The following is a 19091-nucleotide window of genomic DNA, read 5'->3' as shown; positions in this document are numbered from 1 at the left end:
GGGACGCGGCTTAAGGCGCGCTCGCCGCGATCTTCGGCGTGCTGACGGTCACGTCGCCGCACTGCGCACGATGCCGCAGCGCGTGGTCGATCAGCACCAGCGCCAGCATCGACTCGGCGATCGGCGTGGCACGAATGCCGACGCACGGATCGTGACGCCCAAACGTCTCGACGACGGCCGGCTGGCCGGCCTTGTCGATCGAACGGCGCGGCGTGCGAATGCTCGATGTCGGCTTGATGGCGATCGACACGGTGATGTCCTGCCCCGTCGAAATGCCGCCGAGTACCCCGCCCGCGTGATTGCCGACAAAACCCTCCGGGGTCAGCTCGTCGCCATGCACCGAGCCGCGTTGCGCGACGCTGGCGAAACCCGCGCCGATTTCGACGCCCTTCACCGCATTGATGCCCATCATGGCGTGCGCGATATCGGCGTCGAGCCGGTCGAACAGCGGCTCGCCAAGGCCAACCGGCACGCCCGAGGCCACCACGTTGATGCGCGCGCCAATCGAGTCGCCGTCCTTGCGCAGCGCGTCCATATACGTTTCGAGCTGCGGCACCACATCCGCATTCGGCGCGAAGAACGGGTTTTCGCGCACGTGCGACCAGTCGACGAACGGCACCTCGATCTCGCCGAGCGCCGCCATATAGCCGCGAATCTCCGTGCCGAAATGCTCGCGCAGCCACTTCTTGGCCACCGCGCCCGCCGCGACCGTGGGCGCCGTCAGACGCGCCGACGAACGGCCGCCGCCACGATAGTCGCGGATGCCGTATTTCTGCCAGTAGGTGTAGTCAGCATGGCCCGGGCGGAACGTTTCCGCGATGTTGCCGTAGTCCTTGCTGCGCTGGTCCGTATTGCGGATCAGCAGCGCAATGGGCGCGCCGGTGGTGACGCCTTCGAACACGCCCGAAAGAATCTCGACCTTGTCCTCTTCCTGACGCTGCGTCACATGACGCGAGGTGCCCGGCTTGCGGCGGTCCAGTTCGATCTGGATGTCGTCTTCAACCAACGCCAAACCCGGCGGGCAACCGTCGATCACACAGCCGATAGCGGGACCGTGCGATTCGCCGAAGGTCGTGACAGTGAAAAGCGTACCAAGCGTATTGCCGGACATGAGCGTCGTCCAAAGAGATGCGGGGAAGACGCTATTATGCCAGCCCGCCCCGCGGCAAGGGCCGCGCTGCGCGGACGTTGGCCGGCCAGGCCCACCGCGTCTACTTCCGCACCCCGCGCAACTCGGTGACGATCTGCTGCAGCCCTTCCGGCGTCACCTGAGCCGGGTCGAGCGGCTCGCCGACGGCCAGCGTCAGCCGGCTCATCACGCCCTTTTGCACCGGCCGCGGCCAGCGTGCCTCGGCGGCGCGCGAAAATACGCTGCCCCACAGGCCGCGCAGCGCCATCGGCACCACCGGCGCCGGCGTGCGGCGGATGATCTCGGTCACGCCGTGACGGAACGGATTCAGCTCGCCCGTCTTCGTCAGCTTGCCTTCCGGGAAAATGCACACCAGATCGCCCTCGGCGAGCGCCCGCGCGCAGGTTTCATAGGCGCGCGTCAGCATCTCCGGATCTTCGTGGGACGGCGCTATCGGAATCGCCTTCGCATGACGGAACACCCAGCCGGCGAACGGCGTTTTGAAAATATGGTGGTCCATCACGAAGCGGATTGGACGCGGACTCTCGGCCATGATGACGATCGCATCCACGTAGCTCACGTGGTTGCACACCAGCACGGCCGCGCCCTCTTCGGGAATACGCTCGGCATGCACGAGGCGGATCCGGTAGAACGTGTGTACCAGCACCCACGCAACAAAGCGCAGCAGGAACTCGGGCACCAGCGAGTAGATGTACGTGGCCACCACGATATTGAGCAGCGCGGTGACGAGGAACAGGCCCGGAATGCTGACGCCTGCCGCCGTCAGCGCCATGGCCATCAGCGACGACACGATCATGAACAGCGAATTGAGAATGTTGTTCGCCGCGATGATGCGCGCACGATGGCTCGGCTGGCTGCGGCTCTGGATCAGCGCGTAGAGCGGCACGCTATAGAAGCCGCCGAACATGGCGAGCAGGAAGAGATCCGCGAGGACGCGCCAGTTGGCCGGCATCACGATAAATTCGCCGACGCTCAGCAGGTGTCCCGCCGTCGGCAGCGCATGACTCGCGAAGAACAGGTCGATGCCGAACACGCTCATGCCGATCGATCCGAGCGGCACCAGGCCGATCTCGATGCGCCGCTTCGAGAGGCGCTCGCACAGCAGCGACCCGAGGCCGATGCCGATCGAAAAGGTACCGAGCAGCACGGTCACCACATCGGGGTTAGCCGACAGCACATTCTTCGCGAAGCTGAAAAACGACGACAGAAAGGTGGCGCCGACGAACCACAGCCACGAGATGCCCAGCAAGCTCAGAAACACGGTGCGATTTTCGCGGGCGATCTTCAGATTGCGCCAGGTTTCGCTGACCGGGTTCCAGTTGATCTGCAGCCCAGGTTGCGGCGCCGGCGTGGACGGCACCCACATGGACACCACACGCCCCACCAGCGCAATCCCGACGCAAGCGCACGCCAGCACCACGGCGCCATGCTCGACAAAACCCGCCGCTTCCCCGCCGATGATGGTCCCCACCAGAATGGCGACAAACGTGCCCATTTCGACCATGCCGTTACCGCCCACCAGCTCGGCTTTCGCCAGATGCTGCGGCAGGTAGGAATACTTCACCGGGCCGAACACGGTGGAATGGACGCCCATCAGAAACGTGCACAGATACAGCAGCGGCGCGCTATGCAGCCAGAAGCCGGCCCCGCCGATCAGCATCACGCCGATTTCAAACGTCTTCACAAAGCGCGTCAGCATCGCCTTGTCGTATTTGTCGGCGATCTGGCCGGAGGTCGCGGAGAGCAGCACGAACGGCAGGATGAAGATCGCCGAGATCAGGAACGCCGCGGTCTTCGCATCGACACCGGAAAAGCGCGCGGTTTGATACGTGACGAGCGACGTGAAGCCGATCTTGAACACGTTGTCGTTCATCGCGCCGAGGAACTGGGTCCAGAAAAACGGCGCAAAACGCCGCTCGCCGAGCAAGCGGAACTGGGACTCGTGTGCGTCGCCACTGCGGGCAGCGCGGCGGGCGGCGGATAACGGACGATCGCTCATGAAGGTCGAAGAATGGGAAAAAGGACCGCAGGGCTGCAGAGAGGGTATGCGACGCCGCCTTCAGCAGCCCCGCGCCGGGTGATAGCCGCACCTCGCGCTCCCCAGCGGCGCCGACACAAAAAAGGCGCACGCTCTCGCGCACGCCCCTGGATCAATACCTCAGGCTTGTGGCAACTTGATGGCCGGCACCCGGCGCCGATACGCGCCAGCGCGAGACCGCCGCACAGCATAACAAGGGCAACCGCATGACCACCGGCATCACCACCGGTCGGACAGCACCGCGGCCAGCCCAAGGCGCCATTTAGCGAGCCTGTTGCGGTTCCTGCTCTTCCGGCCAGTCGCGGATATATGCCTTGAGCATACGATTCTCGAAGCCCTGCTCCTCGACCACCGCCTTCGCCACGTCATAAAACGAGATCACACCCATCAGCGTGCGACTCTCCATGACCGGCAGATAGCGCACGTGATGCTCGAGCATCATGCGCCGCACCTCGTTCACGTCCGTTTCCGGCGTGCAGGTCAGCGGGTGATCGTCCATGACCTTGCGGATGGTGGCCGTGCCGACGCTGCCGTGGTGCTTGCTGAGCGTCAGGATGATTTCACGGAACGTGAGCATGCCGACCAGATCGCCGTATTCCATGACAACCAGCGAGCCGATATCGTGCTCCGCCATGGCATTGACTGCGTCGAGCAGCGGTGTATCCGGCGTGACGGTAAACAGGGTATTGCCCTTGACCTTGAGAATGTCGCTGACTCGCATGATTGTCTCCTCTGTCGACCGCAGTTCGTGCAACGCACTGAATCCGGTCCCATGCAAAAAAAGTTGCGGAAGCCGTTAATACATGACTGACTTTTGATCCTAGCGGAAAGGCCCGTAAAAGGAAAGCGGCCCGCCCACCCAGGCAAGACGGGCGCAGCAGCCCGCCACATGGGGGAAACGGCACTTGAAGCCGGCGGCCCCGGTGATACGATGCCCCCACTTTCACCCTTCGCGGAGCCGTTCGTGGCTCCGCCGCCCAGGATGTCCGCCAACCGTTTCGACACGCTTGCGCTGCATGCAGGCGCAGCCCCCGACCCGACCACCGGCGCACGCGCCACGCCGATTTACCAGACCACGTCCTTCTCGTTTCGCGACACCGACCACGCCGCCGCGCTGTTCAATATGGAACGCGCCGGCCACGTGTATTCGCGCATCTCGAACCCGACCGTCGCCGTCTTCGAAGAGCGCGTTGCCGCGCTGGAGAACGGCGCCGGCGCGATCGGCACCGCCAGCGGCCAGGCCGCGCTGCATCTGGCGATTGCCACGCTGATGGGCGCGGGTTCGCATATCGTCGCCTCAGGCGCGCTGTACGGCGGCTCGCATAACCTGCTGAACTACACGCTGCGCCGCTTCGGTATCGAAACCACCTTCGTCAGGCCCGGCGATCTGGACGCCTGGCGCGCCGCGCTGCGCCCGAACACCCGCCTGCTGTTCGGCGAGACGCTCGGCAATCCGGGCCTCGACGTGCTCGACATCGCCGCGGTTGCGCAGATCGCGCATAGCCACCGCGTGCCGCTGCTGGTCGACTCCACCTTCACCACGCCTTACCTGCTCAAGCCCTTCGAGCACGGCGCCGACTTCATTTACCACTCGGCGACCAAATTCCTCGGCGGTCATGGCACCACGATCGGCGGCGTGCTGGTCGACGGCGGCACGTTCGACTTCGAAGCATCCGGGCGCTTTCCCGAATTCACCGAACCCTATGAGGGTTTCCACGGTATGGTGTTCGCCGAGGAAAGCACCGTGGCGCCTTTCCTGCTGCGCGCCCGGCGCGAAGGCCTGCGCGATTTCGGCGCGTGCCTGCATCCGCAAGCCGCGTGGCAACTGCTGCAGGGCATCGAAACGCTGCCGCTGCGCATGGATCGCCACGTCTCGAACACGCGCAAAGTGGTCGAGTTTCTCGCCGCCCACGCCGCGGTCGAATCCGTCGCCTATCCGGAGCTGGCCTCGCATCCGGATCATGCGCTCGCGAAGCGCCTGCTGCCGCGCGGCGCCGGCGCCGTGTTCAGCTTCAACCTGCGTGGCGACCGTGCCGCCGGACGGCGCTTTATCGAGGCGCTCTCGCTGTTCTCGCATCTGGCCAATGTCGGCGACGCCCGTTCGCTCGTGATCCACCCCGCCTCCACCACGCACTTCCGCATGGACGCTGCGGCACTCGCCGCCGCCGGCATTGCGGAAGGCACGATTCGTCTGTCGATCGGCCTCGAGGACCCCGACGATCTGATCGACGACCTCAAGCGCGCGCTGAAGGCCGCGCAGAAGACGACCGGCGGCAGCGCCGGCGCGGCCAAACCGAAGGACGGCCCCAGCAGTCCCAGGCACGGCAGCGCGCCCAAGGAGTCGGCATGATCCTGGATGTCCAGAACAAGGCGGCCTACGTCTATACCGGCGGCAAGCCGTTCGACCCCAGCCTGCCGACCGCCGTCTTCATCCACGGCGCCGAGCACGACCATAGCGTCTGGGCGCTGCAAACCCGCTACTTCGCGCATCACGGCTTCGGCGTGCTGGCGCTCGACCTGCCCGGCCACCATCGCAGCGCCGGGCCAGCGCTCACCGATATCGCCGCCATGGCCGACTGGCTGGCCGCGCTGCTGGATGCCGCGGGCGTAGCGCGCGCCTGCGTGATCGGCCATAGCATGGGCTCGCTCGCCGCACTCGATTTCGCCGCGCGTTACCCGGAGCGCGCCAGCGCGCTGGCGCTGGTCGCCACCGCCGTGCCGATGACCGTCTCCGACGCGTTACTGGACGCCGCGCTCAACCGCGAGCCCGAAGCCATCGCGATGGTCAACCAGTGGTCGCATTCGACGCTCGCCGCCAAACCGTCTTGCCCGGGCCCCGGGTTCTGGCTGCACGGCATGAACCAGCGGCTGATGGAACGCGTCTCCGCTACCGGTGAAGCGGGCCTGTTCCACACCGACTTCACGGCCTGCAACGCCTACTCGGAGGGCCTCGCACGCGCGGCCCAGGTGCGCTGCCCCGTGCGGCTGATCGTAGGACGGCGCGACGCCATGACACCGCCGCGTGCCGCACAGACGCTCGCCCAGGCACTCGCGCAAGCCAGCCCGCGGGTGGATACCGTCACACTCGACGCCGGCCATGCGCTGATGACCGAGCAGCCGGACGCGACGCTCGATGCGCTGTTCGGCTTCGCTTCGAGCGTTGCGTGAGCCCAGTAAGCTCAACGATAGCGATGTATGCGAACGCGCACCATCGGCCGAATGGCCAGGTTGCGTGCCGTGGCCGATAGCAGCACAATGGCTCAAGCCTGCCCGGTTTCAGGCGCACATTGCGTTGCCGGGCTCGCTGTGCCAGTTGAACCGGCATGGCGGGGGAAAGGGCTACAAAGAGTAGCGAAACGGAGGCCGTGATGGCTCAAACCGCTCATACCGATCACTTCGCGAGTTTCGCGGAGTTTTATCCGTTTTACCTCGAAGAGCATCGCAATGTGGTGTCGCGGCGGCTGCACTTTGTGGGCTCGCTGGGCGTGATCGGCTGTCTGGCCATGGCGCTCGCCACCGGCGACTGGCTATGGCTGCCTGCCGCGCTCGTCAGCGGCTATGGGTGTGCATGGATTGGGCATTTCTTCTTCGAGAAGAACCGCCCCGCCACCTTCCGGCACCCCATCTACAGCCTGATGGGCGACTGGGTGATGTTCAAGGACATCTGCGTCGGGAAGATTTCGCTCTAGCAGGTCTCTGGCCGGCAATTCACGGCGTGCGGTGGAATGCCACCGCCCACACCGCCCGATGCACCAAGAGGTGCAGCGCCGCCGCTCACGCCGTCTGATGCGGCATCGCCGAGCCCCGCGCCTCGGCCTGTGCCGCCGCCCGCTCGGCACGCGCCGAAGCCCGCACCGCGAGCAGCGAGGCGAGCGAGACGCTCAGCTTGTCGTTGTGGAGCGCCGCAAGCAAGGTCGCACCGTCTACCCGCGTGGACTCCAGATTAAGCTGGTATTCGAGTTCCGCGCGATCGATCACGAACAGGTCGAAGAGCCGCTCCACCGTCACCTGGGCCGGATTCGCCAGCAGCAGGAAGTGCGGACGCGAACCGTCTTCGCTCAGACGCGCAATCCATTCGATCTCCTCGAGCTTGTCCAGCAGATAGGTGGTCGTATCCATATCGCGGCGGAGCATGCGCGCCAGATCCTGCAGCGTGTAGCCGCGCTTGCCCGCTTCGCGCGCTTCGGAAAGCCGTGCAAGCAATTCAAGCGCGTCGAACAGATCGCTGCCCGCAAAGCGTGGCCGGTGAAACTGGCCAATGCGGATCGCCGGCAGCGCCGAGGCCACCATCGCTCCAGCCAGCGCGATGAACCAGCTCAGATACATCCAGAGCAGGAACATCGGCACCGTCGCGAACGCGCCGTAGACCGCGGTGTAAGTGGGCACGCGCCGGATGTAATAGCCGAACCCGCGCTTGGCCAGCTCGAACGCAATCGCGGCGCCGACACCGCCCACCACCGCGTCGCGCCACTCCACCCGGCAATTGGGCAGATATACGTAAAGCATCGTGAACGCGAGCGCCGTGAGCGGCAGCGCGGCACCCGTTAGCGCCCAGTCGATCACCGGCGTCATGTGCTGCGCGGCGCTAAACGCCATGGAGCGCGTGAAGAGATAGGAGGAAATCGACAGGCTGACGCCGATCAGGATCGGCCCGAGCGTGATGATCGCCCAGTAGACCAGCACGCGCTGCGCCAGTGGACGCGGCTTGCGCACCCGCCAGATCACATTGAACGCGGATTCGACGGTCATCATGGTCATCACCGAGGTGACGAACAGCACAATCATGCCCATCGTCGTCAGGCCTTTGGCCTTCGAGGCGAACTGGTTCAGGTACTTGAAGATCTGGTCGTTGATCTGTGAGGGCATCAGATGGTCGGCAAGAAAACCCTGCAGCGACATCTGGAACGAACCGAAGATCGGGAACGCGGTAAACAGCGCAAACGCCACCGTTGCCAGCGGCACAAGCGACAGCATGGTGGTGAACGTCAGACTGCCGGCCACCTGCGGAATCCGGTCTTCGCTGCTGCGCTTCGCGGCGAATTGCGCGAGGCGTTTGAGCGTATCGAGGTCGAAACGCACCCTGGACAACAAACCCCACCTCCTTCGCCTTCGTGAACCATCCGCGGCAGGCGCCGGCATGCCGGCGAGCCGCCTGTGCCGTGGACCCAGCCCCTATAATACCCGTTCACTCGATCAGGCCTATGAAAGACATCCTCGTCCTCTACTACAGCCGTTACGGCGCCACGCGCGAACTCGCGCTGTCCATCGCGCACGGCGTCGACAGCGTCCCCGGCATGCAGGCGCGGGTGCGTACCGTGCCCGCCGTCTCGACCGTCTGCGAGGCGACCCAGCCCGACATTCCCGCTGAAGGTCCGCCGTACGTCGAGCTGCGCGATCTGGAAGAATGCGCCGGCCTCGCGCTCGGCTCGCCGACCCGCTTCGGCAACATGGCGGCCGCGCTGAAATACTTTCTCGACGGCACCACGCCGCAATGGCTGTCCGGCGCGCTGGCGGGCAAGCCGGCCTGCGTGTTCACGTCCACCGGCAGCCTGCATGGCGGCCAGGAATCGACCCTGCTGTCGATGATGCTGCCGCTGTTGCACCACGGCATGCTGATCGTCGGCATCCCGTACACCGAAAGCACGCTGACCACCACGCTGACCGGCGGCACCCCGTATGGCGCATCGCATTTCGCGCGGGCCGACTCCGCGGAACACGGCATTTCCGCCGACGAGAAGACGCTTGCCATCGCGCTCGGCGCACGCATCGCACGCACAGCCGCCGTCATGAGCGAACGGCCGTGAGCGTGCCGGATCGGGGGGCGGAAAAGTTCGAGTCGGGGGAGGCGGCTGATGGCGCATCTGCGCCTGCTGATGCGACGCCTACGCTTGCGTCCAACCTTGCCCCACCCACCCGCCACCGCAGCGCCGCACTTGGCGCGGCCGCCGCGCTAATCGCGCTGATCGCCCTCTCGATTGCCTGGGAATGGTGGCTCGCGCCGCTGCGGCCGGGCGGCACCGCGCTCGTCATCAAAGCGGTGCCGCTGCTGCTCGCCCTGCCCGGCGTGCTGCGCCGACGGCTCTATACGTTGCAATGGGCGTCGATGCTGATCCTGCTGTATTTTGCCGAAGGCATCGTGCGCGGCATGAGCGACCGCGGCTTGTCTGCTCAGCTCGGCTGGCTCGAGACCCTGCTTGCGCTGGTGTTCTTCGTCTGCGCGCTGGTTTACGTGGCGCCGTTCAAGCGGGCTGCGCGGCGTGCGAAACGGGCTGCGTGAAAACATGCGCGGCCGCCTCACTTCACTGACCGACCATCATGACCCAACACGCTTCCCAACCGGCATCCCAAAACCCTTCGAACGCAGAGTCAGACGCGGGCTCAAGTGCGGGCTCGAGTGCAGGCTCAAACGCAAGCACCGCCTTCCTCGCCGCCTGCCGTGACGCCATCGGCGCGGCGCACGTCCTCACCGATTCCCACGACACCGCCCCCTACCTCACCGACTGGCGTCGTCGCTACACCGGCGCGGCCCGCGCGGTGTTGTGTCCGTCGACGCCCGCCGAAGTCGCCGCGCTCGTCAAGCTGGCGGTCGAACACCGCGTCGCGCTGGTGCCGCAGGGCGGCAATACCGGGCTCGCCGGCGGCGCCACGCCGGATGCGAGCGGCGCGCAAGCCGTCCTGAGTCTGCGGCGCCTGAACCGGGTGCGTGACATCGACCCGCACAACAACACCATCACCGTCGAAGCCGGCGTCATCCTCGCCGAGGTGCAGGCCCGCGCCGAAGACGCCGGCCGCCTGTTCCCGCTGAGTCTGGCCGCCGAAGGCAGTTGCACGATCGGCGGCAATCTCGCCACCAACGCGGGCGGCACCGGCGTGCTGCGCTACGGCAACACGCGCGAACTGTGCCTCGGCCTCGAAGTGGTCACCGCGCAAGGCGAGGTGTGGGACGGACTGCGCGGACTGCGCAAGGACAACACCGGCTACGATCTGCGCGATCTGTTCATCGGCGCGGAAGGCACGCTCGGCATCATCACCGCGGCCGTGCTGAAGCTCCATCCGCAGCCCGCTGCGCGCGTCACGGCGCTCGCCGCCCTCGCCTCGCCGCATGCCGCGCTCGATTTTCTGGCGCTCACGCAACGCTTCGCCGGGCCGCTCCTGACCGGTTTCGAGTTGATGTCGGATTTCTGTCTGCGGCTCGTCGGCCGGCATTTTCCGCAGATGCGCTATCCGTTCGCTGAGGCGCATGGGCAAGTCGTGCTGCTGGAGCTGTCGGATAGCGAAAGCGAAGAACATGGACGCGCCCTGTTCGAGCGGCTGATGGAAACCGCGCTCGAAGACGGTCTGGTGCAAGACGCGGTGGTCGCGGAAAACCTCGGGCAATCGCAGGCGTTCTGGAATCTGCGCGAACACATTCCGCTCGCGCAAGCCGAAGAGGGTCTCAACATCAAGCACGACATCGCGGTGCCGATCTCGCGCATCGGCCACTTCATCGAAGCCACCGATGCCGCCATCGCCGAAGCCGTTCCAGGCGCGCGGATGGTGACCTTCGGGCACCTCGGCGACGGCAATCTGCACTACAACGTGCAAGCGCCCGAAGGCGTCGATGCGAAGGCGTTTCTCGCCGAATATCAAAGCCCGATCAACCAGATCGTCTACGACAGCGTGCACCGCCATCGCGGCAGCATCAGCGCGGAACATGGACTCGGCCAGTTGAAGATCGACGAAGCGATGCACTACAAAAGCGACGTCGAAGTGCAGTTGATGCGTGCCGTCAAACGCGCACTGGATCCGCTGAACCTGATGAACCCGGGCAAGGTGCTACGCTAAGGGCATGAGCCGATAAGACGAGCGCAGGAGTACCGTCCATGAAGATTCGTGTGCTGTCCGACCTGCATCTGGAGTGCGACGAGCCGGAGGTGATTCCGCATGCTCAGGCGGATCTGATCGTGCTCGCCGGCGACATCCACAATCACGCAGCCGGTCCGCGCTGGGCCGCGGAGACCTTCGACGGCGCCGCGCCCGTCGTCTACGTGCCGGGCAATCACGAATACTACGACGGCGAGTTCGGTGCGCTGGAAGCGGCCATGCACGACGCGGCGGCGTCGGTCGATAACGTCCATCTGCTGAACAACACGGTGCTGGTCGATCCGGCCGGCGCGTGGCGGGTGCTCGGCACCACCTTGTGGACCGACTTCACGCTCTATGGCGCCGACGATGAAGCGCTCGCGACATCGATCGCCGCGGCCCAGCGGGCGATGCTCGATTTCCGCGGCCTGATCCAGGTGATGTGGCCGCATGGCGGCACAGGGACCCACCGCGCCATCCGCGCCGAAGACGCACCGGCAGCGCGCAATTTCACGCCCGCCGACACGCTGGCCCTGCACGCGCGAGCGCGCGCGTGGCTCGAGAGCGAACTGGCCAAACCGTTTGGGGGTAAGACGATTGTCGTCACGCATCATGCGCCGCATCGGCTGAGTCTTGCCGAGCATTATGCGGACGACCGGGTGTCGGCGGGCTTCGTCAACCACCTGCCGACGCTGGTGCGCTCGCCCGTCGCACTATGGATTCACGGGCATACGCACACGTCGTTCGACTATACGGTCGACGGCACACGCGTGGTGTGCAACCCGCGCGGCTATCTCGACCGTCGCACGGGGCTACCTGAAAATCCGCGGTTTGCGTGGGACAAGGTGGTCGAACTCTAGCCGTCAGGACGACGAAGACTGCATGCGCCGCGTTGGGCGCACCGCTCATACGACCCGGCGCTTAACGGCGGCGCGTATAGCCGGCTGCGTCGCGGCGTTCGGCCCGAATGGGGATCAGTTGCGGTTGCGCCCGCAGATTGCGCAGCAGGTCGCGCGACGCGGCAATTCCAATCAGTCCCAGCATGACGGCCACGCCGATCAACAGATGCGTATCCATGAGTCCCTCTTCATTCCAGTAAAGTCCGGTTCCTGACAGCCGGCCAACAGTGGCTGCCAGTGCGTTGACCTCACGTTACCAAATCAAATCGGCGCGAGAAGTAAGGAAATGTTGCGACGCGGCGCTTGTGTAACAGGGCGCCAGTCAGGCCTCACGTCCGCGCGAACTTGCGCAGCTCGGCCTGATCCGCCGCCAGCGTGGCCGGCAACTCGTCGCGCAGGAACTCGACCCAGGTGCGGATCTTCGCGTCGAGATACTGGCGCGACGCATACAGCGCGTACAGATTCATTTCCTGCGACGTGTACTCCGGCATCACCCACACCAGTTGACCGCTGCGCAGGCCGCTGATGGCCGAGTAAATCGGCAGCAGACCGAGCCCCATCCCCTCGCGTACAGCCACCGCCAGCGCTTCGGCCACATTCACCTGGAAGGTCGCCGCCCCGAGTGCAAAGGTTTCCTGACCGTTCGGGCCGTCGAAGGTCCATTCGTCGGTCGGGAACACCGGCGTCACCATTTGCAGGCAGGTGTGGCGGCTCAGGTCCGAGGGCGACTGCGGCACGCCGTTGCGCTCCAGGTAGGCGGGCGAGGCGCAGGCAATACTGAATGCACTGCCCAGACGCTGCGACACCAGCCCCGAATCCGGCAGATCCTGCGCCAGCACGAGTGCGACGTCGTAGCCCTCGTCGAGCAGGTCGGGCACGCGCTGCGCCAGCGTCAATTCAATATGCACTTCCGGATAGCGCTGCTGATAGCGCCCGACGGCCGGCACCACATAGTGCTGGCCGAAACTCGTCATGGCGTGGACCTTGAGCTTGCCGGACGGCCTCGCGTGAGCGTCGCTCGCCTCGGCTTCCGCCTGATCGACGTACGCCAGAATCTGCTCGCAACGCTGCAGATACCGCTCGCCGGCCTCGGTGAGCGCGATACGGCGCGTGGTGCGATTGAGCAGCCGCGTGCGCAGATGCGCTTCGAGATCCGAAACGGCGCGCGAGGCATACGCGGTGGTCGTGTTCAGGTGCTGCGCGGCACCCGTGAAACTGCCCGCTTCGACGACCCGGACAAATACGCGCATGTTTTGAAGCGTATCCATACATATCCTTGGTAAGACAAGGGGATTGTTACATGCTTCGTAAGAGCGATTGTCTCAGATACCGTAAAAATGCCTTGCATCTTTACGGGTTATTCAGGAATAGATCGAAAAATATAATAACGCACAGGGTTCTTTAGTCAATTAAGGGGGAAATCGTGCAGTCTCCGGTACAAAAAGGGATCGCGGCGCTCGTCGTTCTTACGATCTCACTAACAATCGCCGGCTGCGCCAGTACCGGAGGCATCGCCCCGCAAGCCAGCGGAATCGCGCCGTCCGCGCTCGATGCCGGCGCCGCGATCCGGGCCGCCAATGCCGATGCGCAATGGCCGGCGGCCGACTGGTGGCGCGCCTATCGCGATCCGCAGCTCAACGCGTGGATCGACGCCGCCCAGGCCAACAATCCGACGCTCGCGGTTGCACAGGCGCGAGTGCGCGAAGCGCAATCGCTGGCCGGCGTGGCGCACGCGGCGCTGTCGCCGCAGGTCAACGGCAATCTGTCGCTCGAACGTCAACACTGGCCGGACAATATCTATTACGGCCCGGGCTCCCTCGCCGACTCGAACACCTACGACAACACCGGCACGATCGGCCTGTCCTATCACCTCGACCTGTGGGGCAAGGACAAGAACGCCGCCGAACGCGCGCTCGACGCCGCTCATGCCAGCGCCGCCGACGAACGCGCCGCCCAGCTCGAACTCGAAGCGAACGTGGTGCGGGCGTATATCGGCCTGTCGATGAATTACGCGCTGCTCGATATCGCCCAGGCCACGCTCGCGCAGCAGCAGCAGATCGTCGAACTCGCCACGCGGCGCCTGAAAGGTGGCCTCGGCACCCAGCTCGAGGTGAGCCAGGCCGAAACGCCGGTGCCCGAATACGAACGCCAGATCGACGCGCTCGAAGAACAGATCGCGCTCGGCCGCAATCAGCTTGCGGCGCTGGCCGGCAAAGGTCCGGGCGCGGGCGACTCGATCACGCGGCCGACGCTCGCGCTGGACGCGCCTGCCGGCCTGCCGTCCGCGTTGCCTGCCGAGCTGCTGGGCCACCGGCCCGACATCGTCGCGGCGCGCTGGACGGTGGCGGCACAGGCGCGCGGCATCGACGTCGCCAAGGCCAACTTCTATCCGGACGTCAACCTGCTCGCGTCGATTGGCGGTTATGCCGCGGCGGGCCCGCTGTTCCAGTTCCTGCGCTCGGCGAACGGCGGCTGGACGGCGGGCCCGGCGCTGTCGCTGCCGATCTTCGACGGCGGCCGGCTGCGCTCGGAACTGGGCGCCGCGGATGCGGGCTACGACACGGCCGTCGAACAGTACAACCAGACCATCGTCAGCGCGTTGAAGGATGTGGCCGACCAGGTCGTGCGCATTCGCTCGCTGGAAACCCAGGCCGACGATGCGCAGCGCTCGGTGGCCGCCGCGCGCAAGAACTATGACCTGTCGAAGGAAGGCTACCGGCGCGGTCTGACGGATTACCTGAACGTGCTGGTCGCGCAGAACCAGTTGCTGCGTGCCCAGGAAGGGGTTGCTCGCATTCAGGCGCAGCGTCTGGGCGCGCATGCCTCGCTGATGACCGCGCTCGGCGGCGGCCTCGCCGATCCGGCGGACGGTCCGAAGCAGGATGAGACCTTGCCTGCGCATGGCAAGGGCAAGGGAGCGGCGGCAAGCGCGACGCCGGCTTCCGGTGGCGACGCAGCGACGCACACGGTCAACAACGCGAACGCATCGGCCAGCAGCCAAGCCTCCGCTCACGCAACTGCCGCGCAGTAAAAGGCCGCGCTCACCATGTCCGCCTCCCCCTCTTCCGCCCCGCGCCAGCCGCTGACGTTCGCGACGCTCTATGCGGCCACCGCCGACTGGGCGCGCACCGACGGGCTCACGTGGATCTATGTCTTCAAGGCGCTGACCGCTGCGTTTCTCGCGCTCGGCATCGCCATGAAGCTGGACCTGCCGCAGCCGCGTACGGCGATGACCACGGTGTTCATCCTGATGACGCAGCAAAGCGGCCGCGTGCTCGCCAAAAGCTTCTACCGGATCTGCGGCACGCTGGTCGGTCTCGTGGTGATGCTGGTGTTCATCAGCCTGTTTTCTCAGCAGCCCGAACTGTTTATCGGCGCAACGGCGATCTGGGTCGGCATCTGCACCGCGGGCTCCGCGCGCAACCGCAACTTCCGCTCGTATGGTTTCGTGCTGGCCGGCTATACGGCTGCGCTGATCGGCATTCCGGCTTCGCAGAATCCCGACGGCGCCTATATGTCGGCGCTCACGCGAGTGGCCGAGATCACGCTCGGCATCGTCTGTTCGGGCGCGGTCAGCGCGCTGATTTTCCCGCAGCATGTGGGCGAACAGATGCGCACCACCGTGCGGGCCCGCTTCAGCGCATTCGTGGAATACGTGTCGGCGTCGCTCTCGGGACGGTTCGACCGGGCGCAGATCGAAGCCACTAACGCGCGCTTCGTGGCGGACATCGTCGGCTTCGAGACGACCCGCAGCGTCGCCGTGTTCGAAAGCCCCGACTCGCGGATGAGAAGCGGGCGCCTCTCGCGGCTCAACAGCGAGTTCATGACCGCTTCGACGCGTTTTCATGCGCTGCACCAGTTGATGAACCGGCTGCACGATGCGCAGGCGACGACCGTCATCGACGCGTTCGAGCCGTATTTCAGGGAAATCGCCCCGCTGCTCGACAAGTCGGGCGAGCCTGTCCTCACCGCCGCCGACGCCGTGCATGCCGCCGCCCAGCTCGAAGCGTACAAGGCTGAATTGCCGCAGCGGGTGCGCGCGACGCGCGCCGCACTGGAGACGCGAGCCGACGCCGACGTGCCGATGCTCGACTTCGACACGGCCGCGGAACTGCTCTACCGCTTCGTCGACGATCTGCACGCCTACGCAGCCACCTACGCGTCGCTGGCGGTCGATACGCACGAACGCGAGCGCTGGGTCGAGCGCTACACGCCGAAGACCAATGCGCTTGCGGCGGGCATCGGCGGTTTGCGCGCCGCGTTCGTGGTGGCATTGCTGGGCGCCGTGTGGATCGCCACCGCCTGGCCGAGCGGCGTTTCCCTGGTGCTGACGGGGGCGGCCACCTGCGCGCTGGCGTCGTCGTCACCGTATCCGGCCCGCATGGCGTTCCAGATGGCAATGGGCACGACCCTGGCGGCGCTCGTTGGACTGGTGCTGACCTTCGGCGTGTATCCGCACATCGACGGTTTCCCGTTGCTGTGTGTCGTGCTGACGCCGTGCCTCGGACTCGGCGTGTTCATGACGACGCGCCCGAAGCTACTCGGCTACGGCTTTGGCTACTGCGTGTTCTTCTGCACGCTGGCGGGTCCGGACAACCTGTTCCACTACGACCCGACCGCGTTCATGAACGATGCGATGGCGATCGTGCTGTCGATGCTGGTGACGTCTGTTGTATGCGCAACCGTGTTGCCGCCGACGACACCGTGGATGCGTAACCGTCTGCTGATCGACCTGCGCCGCGCGGTGGTGGCGACCTGTCATGCACGCCTGACGCGGCTGCGTTCCCGCTTCGAAAGCGGCGCACGCGATCTGGTGTTCCAGATCAACGGCCTCGCCGAAGGCGAACCGGAATTCAGGCACGACACGTTCCGCTGGCTCTTCGCGGTGCTGGAAGTGGGCAACGCGATGCTCGATTTGCGCCGCGAGATTGCGACGCTGCCGGCCGACCCGCGTTACGCGGCGAAGACCGCGTGGCGCGAAGCCGAACGCAAGACACGCGATGCGGTGGCCGCGCTGTTCGACCGGCCGGGCGCGCAGCGGATGGACGCGGCGCTGGCGGCGACGGCCGCGGCGACTGCCGCCGTGCACGATTTGCTGACGACGTTCGCACCGCCGCGTGAAGAGCGTCATCAACTGCAACGCATTTTGAGTCATCTGCATTTCATTCGTACTGCGCTGCTCGATCCGCAATCGCCGCTGGAAGCGCTGGTGGGCGAGCGGAGCGAGGGGCAAGAAGGAGTTCGCCATGCCACGTGAAGTTGCTGTCCTCGATGCGTACGTACCGGCCATTGTGCTGCTGTTCATTGCCGGCGCGGCGCTGACCTGGGTGCTGGACCGTGCGATTGCCTATACGGGTCTTTATCGCGTGGTGTGGCATCCCAACCTGTTCCGGGCCAGCTTGCTCGTGTGTGTGTGCGGCGTGCTGGGTCTCGCCGTTTATCGTTGATCAGAGTCGAATCATGACCATCCGAAATATTGTGGGTTTTGTCGCGACAGCCGTCGTATTCGTTATCGCGCTCCTGATTGGCCGCGCCTTGTGGGTTCATTACATGGATGAGCCCTGGACGCGCGACGGACGGGTGCGTGCCGACGTCGTCAATATTGCGCCGGACGTGTCGGGCGCGGTGGTGGCGCTGCCGGTGCACGACAACCAGTTGGTGAAGAAAGGCGACCTGCTGATGCAGATCGACCCGTCGCATTACCAGATTGCGGTGGAGCAGGCGCAGGCGGCAGTTGCCGCGCGCAAGGCCGAACTGCAGATGCGCCGCGACGATGCGCAACGACGCGCGGACATGGACAGTCAGGTGGTGTCGAAGGAGAGCCAGGACAACGCGACGCATACGGCATCGGCGGCGGAAGCGGCGTATGAGCAGGCGCAGGCCGCGCTGGATGCGGCGAAGTTGAATCTGGAGCGCACGCGGGTGGTGTCACCGGTGGATGGATACGTGACGAATCTGAGCGTGTTTCAGGGGGACTATGCGACGGCAGGCTCGGCGAAGCTCGCGATTGTGGATAGCCATTCGTTCTGGGTGTATGGGTATTTTGAAGAGACGAAGTTGCCGCACGTCAATGTTGGCGACAAGGCTGAGATGCGGCTGATGAGCGGGGGCGTCTTGCAGGGGCACGTGGAGAGTATTTCGCGGGGGATTTATGATCGGGATAATCCGCAGAGCCGCGAGTTGCTGGCTGATGTGAATCCGACTTTTAACTGGGTCAGGTTGGCACAGCGGGTGCCTGTGAGGATTCAGATTGATCATGTGCCCCAAGGGCTCGTGCTTTCTGCTGGGACTACTTGTACTGTGGTTGTTAAGCCTAGTTGATTGTTTTTTGCCTCCGGCGGCTTGGTTGTGGCTGTGTTCTTGCGGTGTTGGCCTTTTCTTGCTTTCTTAGTGGTCTATTAGCGTTGCCCCTGTGCGGGGCGGCACCTACTTTCTTTGCCGCCGCAAAGAAAGTAGGCAAAGAAAGCGGGCTGCCACCGCTAGCTTGTAGTGCGCCATCTAGGTCTGCTACTGGAAACGGCACAAGACGAGATGCGCCCTCGTAACATAACCGTTAGTGACAAGGCCGTCATCCGTTCCAGCGTTGCGCTGCGCGCCCCGCCGTCGGGCATAACGCCTTCTGCGCGTTCTGTAGGAAACCTATGTTATTGCCTTGGCGTTTCTTCCTGAACGGAGTTGGTCAACGTTCGTGTACGTATCCTAACTGCGGTAGCCCCGTCTTCCCATGCAAACCCGTCCGCGACGCACGCAGTGCGGAGTGGGTGGATGAGCGCTGTGTCACGAGCGGTGGAAGTGCGAGGGCAGGTCTTGTGTTGGGCCGTTTCCGGTTGCAGACCGAGATGGCACAGTCTCGCGCGTTTGGATTTCCTCAAACCACGACCAGACGCGATGCACTATTTCCCTTGTCCACCGTCAAGTGTTTCTCCTTCCGGAATCAGCTCGGGATGGCGTCTGCAGATCGGTACGACGCCCTTCTCGAAGAGCGTGTAGATCACGTCAGCCATTCCTCGCCTGAATGCGACAAACTCGTCCGGTGGACACCTCTCCTGTGCAATCCGAATCGCCTCGTTGACGGCCCCATCCGCCTGATACAACAAGGCGATTAACTCTGTTGCCACATTCTTGTTCTCGATCATTTATTCAAACTCCTAAATTAGCGGCA

The 19091-nt window shown here is 64.9% G+C and carries 18 protein-coding genes; 11 read left to right on the top strand and 7 right to left on the bottom strand.

All coding sequences use genetic code 11. From position 1 onward, the window contains the following. Positions 1 to 10: 10 nt before the first annotated feature. The 3 genes from aroC to P3T42_RS05355 all read right to left on the bottom strand — a co-directional run bounded on the left by aroC (position 11) and on the right by P3T42_RS05355 (position 3909). On the bottom strand, positions 11 to 1111 hold the full coding sequence (aroC, locus tag P3T42_RS05365) for a chorismate synthase (RefSeq protein ID WP_074300159.1): 1101 nt from the start codon (positions 1109 to 1111) through the stop codon (positions 11 to 13). Between the two features lie 100 nt (positions 1112 to 1211). Beyond that, positions 1212 to 3149: an MFS transporter gene (locus tag P3T42_RS05360; RefSeq protein ID WP_429305364.1), complete on the bottom strand. Its 1938-nt coding sequence runs from the start codon at positions 3147 to 3149 to the stop codon at positions 1212 to 1214. Positions 3150 to 3450: 301 nt separating this feature from the next. Then, the gene (locus P3T42_RS05355) at positions 3451 to 3909 is read right to left on the bottom strand and encodes a CBS domain-containing protein (protein ID WP_074300161.1); all 459 of its coding nucleotides are present in this window, start codon (positions 3907 to 3909) and stop codon (positions 3451 to 3453) included. A 261-nt stretch (positions 3910 to 4170) separates the two neighbouring features. On the opposite strand from P3T42_RS05355, the gene P3T42_RS05350 reads away from it, so the two are divergent. From P3T42_RS05350 to P3T42_RS05340, 3 genes are all read left to right on the top strand, one after another. Beyond that, positions 4171 to 5538 carry an O-acetylhomoserine aminocarboxypropyltransferase gene (locus tag P3T42_RS05350; protein WP_429305617.1) on the top strand — a complete coding sequence of 456 codons (1368 nt, stop codon included), beginning with the start codon at positions 4171 to 4173 and terminating at the stop codon, positions 5536 to 5538. After that, on the top strand, positions 5535 to 6356 hold the full coding sequence (locus P3T42_RS05345) for an alpha/beta fold hydrolase (RefSeq protein WP_074300163.1): 822 nt from the start codon (positions 5535 to 5537) through the stop codon (positions 6354 to 6356). The genes P3T42_RS05350 and P3T42_RS05345 overlap by 4 nt, the downstream gene beginning before the upstream one ends. A gap of 200 nt (positions 6357 to 6556) precedes the next feature. Further along, complete coding sequence (locus P3T42_RS05340; protein WP_074300164.1) at positions 6557 to 6877, top strand: Mpo1-like protein; 321 nt, start codon at positions 6557 to 6559, stop codon at positions 6875 to 6877. Between the two features lie 85 nt (positions 6878 to 6962). On the opposite strand, the gene P3T42_RS05335 is transcribed toward P3T42_RS05340, so the two are convergent. Then, complete coding sequence (locus P3T42_RS05335; RefSeq protein WP_074300165.1) at positions 6963 to 8279, bottom strand: YihY family inner membrane protein; 1317 nt, start codon at positions 8277 to 8279, stop codon at positions 6963 to 6965. 110 nt (positions 8280 to 8389) lie between these two features. Here P3T42_RS05335 and wrbA point away from each other — a divergent pair, with 110 nt between their 5' ends. The 4 genes from wrbA to P3T42_RS05315 are packed head-to-tail and all read left to right on the top strand — an operon-like array spanning position 8390 to position 11890. Continuing rightward, the gene (gene wrbA / locus P3T42_RS05330; protein ID WP_429305363.1) at positions 8390 to 8992 is read left to right on the top strand and encodes an NAD(P)H:quinone oxidoreductase; all 603 of its coding nucleotides are present in this window, start codon (positions 8390 to 8392) and stop codon (positions 8990 to 8992) included. After that, the gene (locus P3T42_RS05325) at positions 8989 to 9465 is read left to right on the top strand and encodes a DUF2069 domain-containing protein (protein ID WP_429305362.1); all 477 of its coding nucleotides are present in this window, start codon (positions 8989 to 8991) and stop codon (positions 9463 to 9465) included. Before wrbA ends, P3T42_RS05325 begins: the two co-directional genes overlap by 4 nt. Before the next feature lie 38 nt (positions 9466 to 9503). Continuing rightward, positions 9504 to 11012, top strand: a complete 1509-nt coding sequence (locus tag P3T42_RS05320; RefSeq protein WP_429305361.1) for an FAD-binding oxidoreductase — start codon at positions 9504 to 9506, stop codon at positions 11010 to 11012. A gap of 38 nt (positions 11013 to 11050) precedes the next feature. Beyond that, positions 11051 to 11890 carry a metallophosphoesterase gene (locus P3T42_RS05315; protein ID WP_429305360.1) on the top strand — a complete coding sequence of 280 codons (840 nt, stop codon included), beginning with the start codon at positions 11051 to 11053 and terminating at the stop codon, positions 11888 to 11890. Between the two features lie 61 nt (positions 11891 to 11951). Here the strand turns inward: P3T42_RS05315 and P3T42_RS05310 are convergent, their stop codons facing one another. Both P3T42_RS05310 and P3T42_RS05305 read right to left on the bottom strand, forming a co-directional pair. Continuing rightward, on the bottom strand, positions 11952 to 12107 hold the full coding sequence (locus tag P3T42_RS05310; protein WP_171991713.1) for a hypothetical protein: 156 nt from the start codon (positions 12105 to 12107) through the stop codon (positions 11952 to 11954). A gap of 151 nt (positions 12108 to 12258) precedes the next feature. Then, on the bottom strand, positions 12259 to 13197 hold the full coding sequence (locus P3T42_RS05305; protein ID WP_074300168.1) for a LysR family transcriptional regulator: 939 nt from the start codon (positions 13195 to 13197) through the stop codon (positions 12259 to 12261). A gap of 155 nt (positions 13198 to 13352) precedes the next feature. On the opposite strand from P3T42_RS05305, the gene P3T42_RS05300 reads away from it, so the two are divergent. From P3T42_RS05300 to P3T42_RS05285, 4 genes are read left to right on the top strand one after another with little or no spacing between them, the layout of a single operon-like run. Beyond that, a complete protein-coding gene (locus tag P3T42_RS05300; protein ID WP_429305359.1) occupies positions 13353 to 14960 on the top strand; it encodes an efflux transporter outer membrane subunit in 1608 nt (535 codons plus the stop codon). A 15-nt stretch (positions 14961 to 14975) separates the two neighbouring features. Beyond that, entirely contained in the window at positions 14976 to 17186 is a 2211-nt protein-coding gene (locus P3T42_RS05295) for an FUSC family protein (protein ID WP_429305358.1), read from the top strand. Continuing rightward, positions 17176 to 17376 carry a DUF1656 domain-containing protein gene (locus tag P3T42_RS05290; RefSeq protein ID WP_074300171.1) on the top strand — a complete coding sequence of 67 codons (201 nt, stop codon included), beginning with the start codon at positions 17176 to 17178 and terminating at the stop codon, positions 17374 to 17376. The genes P3T42_RS05295 and P3T42_RS05290 overlap by 11 nt, the downstream gene beginning before the upstream one ends. A gap of 13 nt (positions 17377 to 17389) precedes the next feature. After that, positions 17390 to 18250, top strand: coding sequence for an efflux RND transporter periplasmic adaptor subunit (locus tag P3T42_RS05285; RefSeq protein ID WP_074300172.1), 861 nt, complete (start codon positions 17390 to 17392; stop codon positions 18248 to 18250). A 572-nt stretch (positions 18251 to 18822) separates the two neighbouring features. Here the strand turns inward: P3T42_RS05285 and P3T42_RS05280 are convergent. Beyond that, complete coding sequence (locus P3T42_RS05280) at positions 18823 to 19065, bottom strand: hypothetical protein (protein WP_429305357.1); 243 nt, start codon at positions 19063 to 19065, stop codon at positions 18823 to 18825. Positions 19066 to 19091 lie beyond the last annotated feature (26 nt).

Origin of the sequence: Paraburkholderia sp. GAS38 (assembly GCF_050434965.1) — a bacterium.
GTDB classification, from domain to species: domain Bacteria; phylum Pseudomonadota; class Gammaproteobacteria; order Burkholderiales; family Burkholderiaceae; genus Paraburkholderia; species Paraburkholderia phenazinium_A.
The sequence above is the reverse complement of the archived record's forward strand: the minus strand, read 5'-3'. Positions and strand labels throughout refer to the sequence as shown.

Coding starts and splice junctions, on each gene's coding strand:
- aroC (WP_074300159.1), bottom strand. CDS start 1,111: ATGTCCGGCAATACGCTTGGTACGCTTTTCACTGTCACGACCTTCGGC.
- P3T42_RS05360 (WP_429305364.1), bottom strand. CDS start 3,149: ATGAGCGATCGTCCGTTATCCGCCGCCCGCCGCGCTGCCCGCAGTGGC.
- P3T42_RS05355 (WP_074300161.1), bottom strand. CDS start 3,909: ATGCGAGTCAGCGACATTCTCAAGGTCAAGGGCAATACCCTGTTTACC.
- P3T42_RS05350 (WP_429305617.1), top strand. CDS start 4,171: ATGTCCGCCAACCGTTTCGACACGCTTGCGCTGCATGCAGGCGCAGCC.
- P3T42_RS05345 (WP_074300163.1), top strand. CDS start 5,535: ATGATCCTGGATGTCCAGAACAAGGCGGCCTACGTCTATACCGGCGGC.
- P3T42_RS05340 (WP_074300164.1), top strand. CDS start 6,557: ATGGCTCAAACCGCTCATACCGATCACTTCGCGAGTTTCGCGGAGTTT.
- wrbA (WP_429305363.1), top strand. CDS start 8,390: ATGAAAGACATCCTCGTCCTCTACTACAGCCGTTACGGCGCCACGCGC.
- P3T42_RS05320 (WP_429305361.1), top strand. CDS start 9,504: ATGACCCAACACGCTTCCCAACCGGCATCCCAAAACCCTTCGAACGCA.
- P3T42_RS05315 (WP_429305360.1), top strand. CDS start 11,051: ATGAAGATTCGTGTGCTGTCCGACCTGCATCTGGAGTGCGACGAGCCG.
- P3T42_RS05310 (WP_171991713.1), bottom strand. CDS start 12,107: ATGGATACGCATCTGTTGATCGGCGTGGCCGTCATGCTGGGACTGATT.
- P3T42_RS05305 (WP_074300168.1), bottom strand. CDS start 13,197: ATGGATACGCTTCAAAACATGCGCGTATTTGTCCGGGTCGTCGAAGCG.
- P3T42_RS05295 (WP_429305358.1), top strand. CDS start 14,976: ATGTCCGCCTCCCCCTCTTCCGCCCCGCGCCAGCCGCTGACGTTCGCG.
- P3T42_RS05290 (WP_074300171.1), top strand. CDS start 17,176: ATGCCACGTGAAGTTGCTGTCCTCGATGCGTACGTACCGGCCATTGTG.
- P3T42_RS05285 (WP_074300172.1), top strand. CDS start 17,390: ATGACCATCCGAAATATTGTGGGTTTTGTCGCGACAGCCGTCGTATTC.
- P3T42_RS05280 (WP_429305357.1), bottom strand. CDS start 19,065: ATGATCGAGAACAAGAATGTGGCAACAGAGTTAATCGCCTTGTTGTAT.